The sequence below is a fragment of the Planctomycetota bacterium genome, assembly GCA_038746835.1.
Lineage (GTDB): Bacteria > Planctomycetota > Phycisphaerae > Tepidisphaerales > Tepidisphaeraceae > JBCDKH01.
Map to the genome: position 1 here is coordinate 1 of JBCDKH010000183.1, position 7,289 is coordinate 7,289.

At 62.0% G+C, this 7,289-nt stretch carries 6 protein-coding genes; 5 read left to right on the forward strand and 1 reads right to left on the reverse strand.

Going from position 1 to position 7,289, the window contains the following annotated elements; all coding sequences use genetic code 11:
- The 5 genes from AAGI46_14210 to sufC all read left to right on the forward strand — a co-directional run.
- Positions 1-379, forward strand: a 379-nt coding sequence (locus tag AAGI46_14210; protein ID MEM1013361.1) for an iron-sulfur cluster assembly accessory protein, incomplete at its 5' end; no start/stop codon positions are given.
- A 142-nt stretch (positions 380-521) separates the two neighbouring features.
- Positions 522-2,321, forward strand: coding sequence for a S8 family serine peptidase (locus AAGI46_14215; GenBank protein MEM1013362.1), 1,800 nt, complete (start codon positions 522-524; stop codon positions 2,319-2,321).
- A gap of 80 nt (positions 2,322-2,401) precedes the next feature.
- Positions 2,402-3,895 carry a Fe-S cluster assembly protein SufB gene (sufB, locus tag AAGI46_14220; GenBank protein ID MEM1013363.1) on the forward strand — a complete coding sequence of 498 codons (1,494 nt, stop codon included), beginning with the start codon at positions 2,402-2,404 and terminating at the stop codon, positions 3,893-3,895.
- Position 3,896: 1 nt separating this feature from the next.
- Positions 3,897-4,376, forward strand: a complete 480-nt coding sequence (locus tag AAGI46_14225; protein MEM1013364.1) for a hypothetical protein — start codon at positions 3,897-3,899, stop codon at positions 4,374-4,376.
- A 33-nt stretch (positions 4,377-4,409) separates the two neighbouring features.
- On the forward strand, positions 4,410-5,171 hold the full coding sequence (sufC, locus tag AAGI46_14230; GenBank protein MEM1013365.1) for a Fe-S cluster assembly ATPase SufC: 762 nt from the start codon (positions 4,410-4,412) through the stop codon (positions 5,169-5,171).
- Positions 5,172-6,255: 1,084 nt separating this feature from the next.
- Here the strand turns inward: sufC and AAGI46_14235 are convergent.
- Positions 6,256-7,289 (reverse strand): carbohydrate ABC transporter permease (locus AAGI46_14235; protein MEM1013366.1); only part of this gene is annotated, 1,034 nt, incomplete at its 5' end.

The following is a 7,289-nucleotide window of genomic DNA, read 5'->3' on the forward strand; positions in this document are numbered from 1 at the left end:
GACCATGAGCACCACAGCCACTCTCGACACCGCCACTTCGCCCGTCAGCCTCACCGAGCCGGCCGCTGACGAGATCCGTGAGTACATCAAGGACCAAGAGCTCGACGAGAGCAAGACCTTCCTCCGCGTCGGCGTCAAGGGCGGCGGCTGCAGCGGCTTCCAGTACACCCTCGACCTCGTCGAGCTCGACGACGGCCCCGAGGAGGGCGAAGAGCTGATGGAAAGCCAGAACATCCGCCTCGTCTGCGACGAGCGAAGCCTCCTCTACCTCGAAGGCGTTGAGATCGGCTTCCACGGCGAAGGCCTGCACACCGGCTTCGTCTTCAAGAACCCCAACGCCACGAGCACCTGCGGCTGCGGCAGCAGCTTCACCGCCTGAACAGGAAAACGCCACGATGGCAGCGACGGCGGCAACGGTTCGTTGCCGCCGTCGCTTGTGTTTGATCTTGCACCTGACTCGACGTCCGGTAAATTGTCATGGGCTCGGGGAGCGCGTGGGTGGTTGTTTCCGTCCAGGAGAGATGCAGATGCTCAAGAGCGGCTTGCGAGACATGGCGATCGGTGTTGCCGCGGCATTGACCGTGGCAAGCGGAGCCTCGGCCCAGATCGCAACGGGCGGCGGGCAGCTGCACGTGATGGGCAACACCGGCCAGAACTTCAACGGTCCGGACGTCAACACTCTGCTCGGGGCCAACCGCTTCTACAACGCCGGCATCACCGGACAGGGTGCGATCGCGGCCAACGTCGAGGCTGGACACGTTTGGAACGGCCACGACGTGCTCGGACACGTCTCGCAGTTTGTTCACCACCCGGATGCCGCCGGATCCACAACGGCCGACCTCTACGACGACCACGCCACAGCCGTCGGGCACCACCTCGCGGGCCGGGCGCAACCCGGCGCGTCTGGCAACACGTTCGTCCTCCAGTCTGGCATCGCCTACGACGCCGACTTGCGGTCCGGTGCGATCGCGACCTCGTTCGGCTCTGGCGGCTCGTTCAGCATCAACACGAACACCGTCCGCACCGCCTACGACGCCTACTTCGGCACGGCCGACGTCATCAACAGCTCTTGGGGCAGCAGCGGCAGCCAATCGACCGCCGCCAGCGCCGACTACTTCGGCATCGGGCTCGACGGCTACGCCAACACGAGCACCACGACGACCTTCGTCACCTCGGCCGGCAACTCGGGCAGCAGCGGGCCCAACTCCGTCGGCAGCGCCGGCTCCGGCTACAACAGCCTGTCGGTTGCCGCGCTTGATCGACCTGACCTGGGCTACGACCGCGTCGCGGGCTTTTCGAGCTACGGCCCGCAAGACTATTGGGACCCGACCGCCGGATTCGTCACCGGCGTCCGTGCCCCGGTCGACATCGCGGCGCCCGGCGTCGATCTGCACGCCGCGTTCTACACGAACGACCCCAGCTCGATCGCTTTCGGGCAACCGAGCTTCTACAACCCGTTCATCGACGGCACGAGCTTCGCCTCGCCGATCGTCGCGGGCGGTGTTGCCTTGCTGCACTCGGGCAGGAAAGCCGACGCAACGCTTTCCCAGAACGCCGACGCCGCTGACGCGCGCGTCGTCAAGGCGATCATGCTCAACTCCGCCGACAAGGTACTCGGCCGCAACGGCCAGGCGTGGGACAACGGCCAGCAGCTCGTCGGCGGCGTCATCGAGACGACCCAGTCGCTCGACTACGACTCCGGCGCAGGCCGAATGAACCTCGACCGCCTCTACGACCAGTTCTTCACCGCAGAAACGGCCGACCTCGCTGGCGTGGACCTCGATGCTTCCGGCGGCGAGCTCGTCGGCGTGACAGGCTGGGACTTTGCCGAACTCGACGAAGGCGGGACCAACGTCTACCAGATCGCCCAATCCCTGGCGGCCGGCAGTCTGTTCAACGTCACACTCAACTGGTTCCGCGAGCGGGCACAGCGGTTCAACGTCAATGCCGTCGACGACTTTGCGTTTGCCAACCTGGACCTGCGCGTCGTCGACACGCTGACAGGTTTACCGATCGCGCAGTCGATCTCGGTGTACAACGAGGTGGAGCACCTCTCGTTCCAGATCCCTGCCGAAGGCTTCTACCGAATCGAAGTCGACTACGTCGGCGACCTCTTCGACGTCACCGGTGGCTGGCACACGAGCGAGCAGTACGGGTTGGCCTGGTGGGGCACCGGCGGCTCCGCGCTGATTCCCGAGCCCCTGGCCGCGGGAGCGGTCCTCGTGCTGACGCTGATGCCGTTGCGGCGTCCATCCCGCGAGGGTGTGATCTCTGCCGACTGTGCCGTTGGCGCGGTGCATTGCGGCCGATGGCTGACTTGAGACGTGGTCTCCACGAAGATTTCAGTAGGAATTGAAGCCGGCCGCTCCGCCACCGGCGCGGCGTTCGCATACCGTTAGCCGTGCCAACGACCGACGAAGAAATCCATGCCCTAGCCAACCGGGAGTACAAGTACGGTTTCGTCTCCGACATCGAGGCCGACGAGGCTCCGCTGGGCTTGAACGAAGACATTGTCCGCTTCATCTCGGCCAAAAAAGAAGAGCCGGATTGGCTCCTCGAGTGGCGGCTCAAGGCGTTCCGCGTCTGGCAGACGATGGAGGAACCCCACCACTGGGGCAAGCTCCACTACGACCCAATCGACTACCAGGCAACGCGTTACTACTCGGCCCCGAAGAAGTCCAAGTACAAGAGCCTTGACGAGGTCGATCCCGAAATCCTCGCCGTCTACGACAAGCTCGGCATCCCGCTGGCCGAGCAGAAGCTGAAGCTCGGCGTCGAAGGCGCCGACGCAGACTCGGCTGCAAACGCGGCCGCGAGTCGCGGCGTCGCCGTTGACGCGGTATTCGACTCCGTCAGCGTCAAGACGACCTTCCAGAAGGAACTCGCCAAGGCGGGCGTCATCTTCATGTCCTTCGGCGAGGCCGCCCGCGAGCATCCCGAACTCGTCAAGAAGTACCTCGGCAGCGTCATTCCATACCGCGACAACTACTACGCCACGCTCAACTCGGCCGTCTTCACCGATGGGTCGTTCGTCTACGTGCCACCGGGCGTCGATTGCCCGATGGAGCTGTCGACCTACTTCCGCATCAACGCGGAGAACACCGGCCAGTTCGAGCGGACGCTCATCATCGCCGACGAAGGGGCGAAGGTCAGCTACCTCGAAGGCTGCACCGCGCCGATGCGCGACGAAAACCAGCTCCATGCCGCCTGCGTCGAGCTGGTCGCGCTCAAGGGGGCAGACATCAAGTACAGCACCGTCCAGAACTGGTACCCCGGCGACAACGACGGCAAAGGCGGCATCTACAACTTCGTCACCAAGCGTGGCCGAGCAATGGAAGACGCCAAGATCAGCTGGACCCAGGTCGAAACCGGCTCCGCCATCACGTGGAAGTACCCCAGCGTCATCCTCCAGGGCGACCGCAGCCAGGGCGAGTTCTACAGCGTCGCCGTATCGAGCAAGAAGCAGATCGCCGACACCGGCACGAAGATGATCCACATCGGCAAGGACACCAAGTCGACGATCATCTCCAAGGGCATCAGCGCGATGCGCGGCAACAACACCTACCGCGGCCTCGTCCAGGTCAACAAGAAGGCCGACAACGCCCGCAACTTCACCCAGTGCGACAGCCTGCTCCTCGGCGACCAGTGCGGTGCCCACACCGAGCCGTACATCGACGTCCGCAACCAGACGGCCAAGGTCGAACACGAGGCCAGCACGAGCAAGATCGGCGAAGAACAGCTCTTCTACTGCGCCAGCCGCGGCATCGAGCTGGATGATGCCGTCAACATGATCGTCAACGGCTTCTGCAAGGAAGTCTTCGCCGAGCTGCCGATGGAGTTCGCGGTGGAGGCGAAGGCGCTACTTGAGGTGTCATTGGAAGGGAGTGTTGGGTAGGGTGCAGTGGAGCACGATCATTACAGCAGGACTTGTCTCGTCCTTCGTGTCGGCTGCTTTCGGCTTTGCGAGCGCTCTTCTAGCACTTCGGCACCAGCGACTGAAGTTTCGCTATGAAGCAATTTATCCCGAATTGCGGGAAATGAAAAATCATATCGCCACAATTAAGAGCATCGATTTTGTACATGCAGCTAAACTCGACGAGCACGCGAAATTGGGAGAAGTGACCAGATGGTACAGTGATTTTGAAAAGGCTTGGGAACGATACAAGCACTTGTTTGACATTGACATTGCATCTCCTGTCAATGATCACATGCGATCCATCGTGATCCGCATCTCGCACGTCACAAGCGACTACTTAGGCGGTCTTGAGACGGGAAAGAAGCCCATAGTCGACGGAACAGCTTGGAATCTAATGGCTACTTTCCCAGCACTTGTACGTGACGCCCTCGATCAACAGCTGTCCCGAATGAAAGTTTAGCGGCCGCGACCTCCTACATCGAAAGCTTCTGCCATGCCACTTCTCGAAATCAAAGACCTCCACGCCGAGATCCCCGGCCGGACCATCCTCAAGGGCGTCAACCTCACCATGAACGAGGGCGAAGTCCACGCCATCATGGGCAAGAACGGCAGCGGCAAGAGCACGCTGTCTCAAGTCCTCATGGGAAAAGAGACCTACGAGGTCACCGAAGGATCGATTACGTACAAGGGTGAAGACCTCCTCGAGCTCTCGACCGAGGAGCGCGCCCGCGAGGGCATGTTCATCGCCTTCCAGTACCCGGTCGAAATCCCCGGCGTCTCGACAAGCTACTTCCTCCGGGCGGCCGTCAACGAGATCCGCAAGCACCAGGGCAAGCCCGAACTCTCCGCCGCGGACTTCATCAAGATGGTTCGCGAGAAGAAGCAGTCGCTCAAGATCGACCCGAGCTTCCTGCAACGGGCCGTCAACGAGGGCTTCAGCGGCGGCGAGAAGAAGCGCAACGAGGTCTTCCAGATGCTCGTCTGCGACCCGCAGTTCTGCATCATGGACGAGACCGACTCCGGCCTCGACATCGACGCCCTCAAGATCGTCGCCGAGGGTGCCAACACGCTCCGCGACGGCAAGAAGAGCATGCTCGTCGTCACCCACTACAAGCGGCTGCTGGAATACCTCAAGCCCGACTTCGTCCACGTCATGATCGACGGCCGCATCGTCCAAACCGGCGGCCCGGAGCTAGCGGACCAGCTCGAGGCCGAGGGGTACGAGCAGTTCGAGCGAGAAGTGGCGACGGCGTAGAGCGGAACGCACAAAGCGCGTTTGACTTTGAGTCCAACGCGGAGTCTCTTCATCGTCTCCAATTTCGCTAGGATGCAGTCGCGATGGACCAAGAGCCCGCGACAATTTCCTACGAGAACGCGCAGGAAACGGAGCGGAGACTTCGTCGAAGGACTCGAAGAAGACGGCGGTGGATTGTTTTCACCACCGCCTTTCTCGTTCTCGCTTACGTTGCGTGGCCGACTCTTGAATGGGCTGCGAGAAGCAAGTGGAGACAAATCCAGTTTGCCCGACTCGCCGATAAGCCGGCCACGACATGGTTTCCTCCCGGCACGCTGTCGTACGCGTTTCCGACTGACTTCAAGAGTCGGAGCACGCCAGTTCCGTTGGCAGCGTTCGGCCAAGCGAGTCAGCGTTCCGCTGACGCCGCGACAGCGTACAACGATCTCAGCGGGTACTCTTCCCCCCGGACGCCAGCTTTATTCCTAGGGTCGCTCGCGAAGCAGAACGGCAGTCCGGTTCTGGTGATGCTTCGGGTAGGTGGCACTGCCGTCTGGGATTCAGATGCTTTTGGTCTGCAACCGGGTTACTACGTCAGCTTCGGGGTCGACATTTACGATCCCGAAGGCCAAAGTAGTATTGGTGGGGGCGGATATCCCGGAGTGAGGCTCGCCCCACTTGACTTTCTTCCTTGGAATCCAGAGTGGGATGACTTGATGCCCGGGCAACCTGTGCCGCTCTCCTTCTACGGCAGCCGTGTCTCGCCCGCTGATGCGAGTGTTGCGGAGATCTTTATTGAACTTGGCGATCACCGCGGTGTGGTTCGATTCGACCTGACCCAGAAGGTCGACGCTCGGTGGTCTGTGACCTGGGACGGCTGGCCTGAAGGTGTCGCTATGACGACCACAGCTAACTGAATCTGACTTGCCAATGCCGTCGCTTAGGTTGCGGCCTCGCGTATGGAAACGCGGGCGGGCGCTCAGGCTTTGTCCAACGTTGGCCGGGTCGTGAGGATGTCGGCATCGCTCAAGTAGTTGGTCGGCTGCATGCAGCGATCACACTGCCAGCCGCGCTGCGGAGTGAGTTGATCCACGCGACGCCTCGGTCACTGTTTCACCGCGCCGCTGGTGAGGCCGGCGATGAACTCGCGTTGGAGGGCGAGGAACAGCACGGCCGGCGGGATGATCGCGATCAGGGTGCCGGCGAGGAAGACGCCAAACTGCTGGCTGTACTCGCCGATGTACTGGTTCAACACCACCGGCAGGGTCAGTTTGCTTTGCGTCTGAAGGAAGATGTTGGGCTGAAGGAAGCTGTTCCAGGTCGCCAGGAACGTGATCAGACAGAAGGCCCCCGTCATCGGTCGGACCAGGGGCATCGCGAGTTGGAGGTAAATCCGAAACTCGCCGCAGCCGTCGATTCGTCCCGCCTCGACGAGGTCCGTCGGAACGCCGAGCAACGCCTGGCGGAACAGGAAGATGCCGAACGCCGACGCGGTCACCGGGACGACTAGGGCCCAGTACGTGTCCATCCAGCCGATGCTGTCGATGATCTGGTAGGTCGGCGCGAGCAGGACCACGCCGGGGATCGTCAGCGACGCGAGCATGAACGTCAGGATCAGGCCGCTGCCGGGGAACTTGTACTTCGCCAGCGCGTATCCGCCCATCGAGCTGAAGACGAGGGCGGCGATCGTCGTCACGCTGGCGAGGTAGAGGCTGTTGCCGAAGTACCGCCAAAAGCTGACCGGGCCTTGGAGCGTCTGCTTTTCGCTGAAGAGTTCGTCGAAGTTGTCGAAGTTGAGCGTGCCGAAGGTTTGGTCGTCTTCGCGTGCAAGGTTGAGCGCGTCGGGATCGAGTGACGACGCGGAAACGACGTCGCCGTCGACCAGAACCTTCTCGCCGGCTAGCTGCGAGGGCGGCGGGAAGAGGACGTACTCGTTGATGACCTTCGCGTCCTTGAACGCCGCTGCAATCAACCAGACGAACGGCAGCAACATCACCGCCGCCACGCTCAGCAGCAACGCGACCCGGCCGTACGACCACGCCCACTTCCGCTTCATGAAAAGCAGGGCGACGAAGATCGTCGCAAGCAGGAGCACGAACAGTTGGAGTCCGGAAGGGTGAGTCATGACGTGCTCCCGTA

What these genes read in the sequence shown, in the direction of transcription:
- sufC (MEM1013365.1), top strand. Translation starts at nt 4,410, where the DNA reads ATGCCACTTCTCGAAATCAAAGACCTCCACGCCGAGATCCCCGGCCGG.
- AAGI46_14215 (MEM1013362.1), top strand. Translation starts at nt 522, where the DNA reads ATGCAGATGCTCAAGAGCGGCTTGCGAGACATGGCGATCGGTGTTGCC.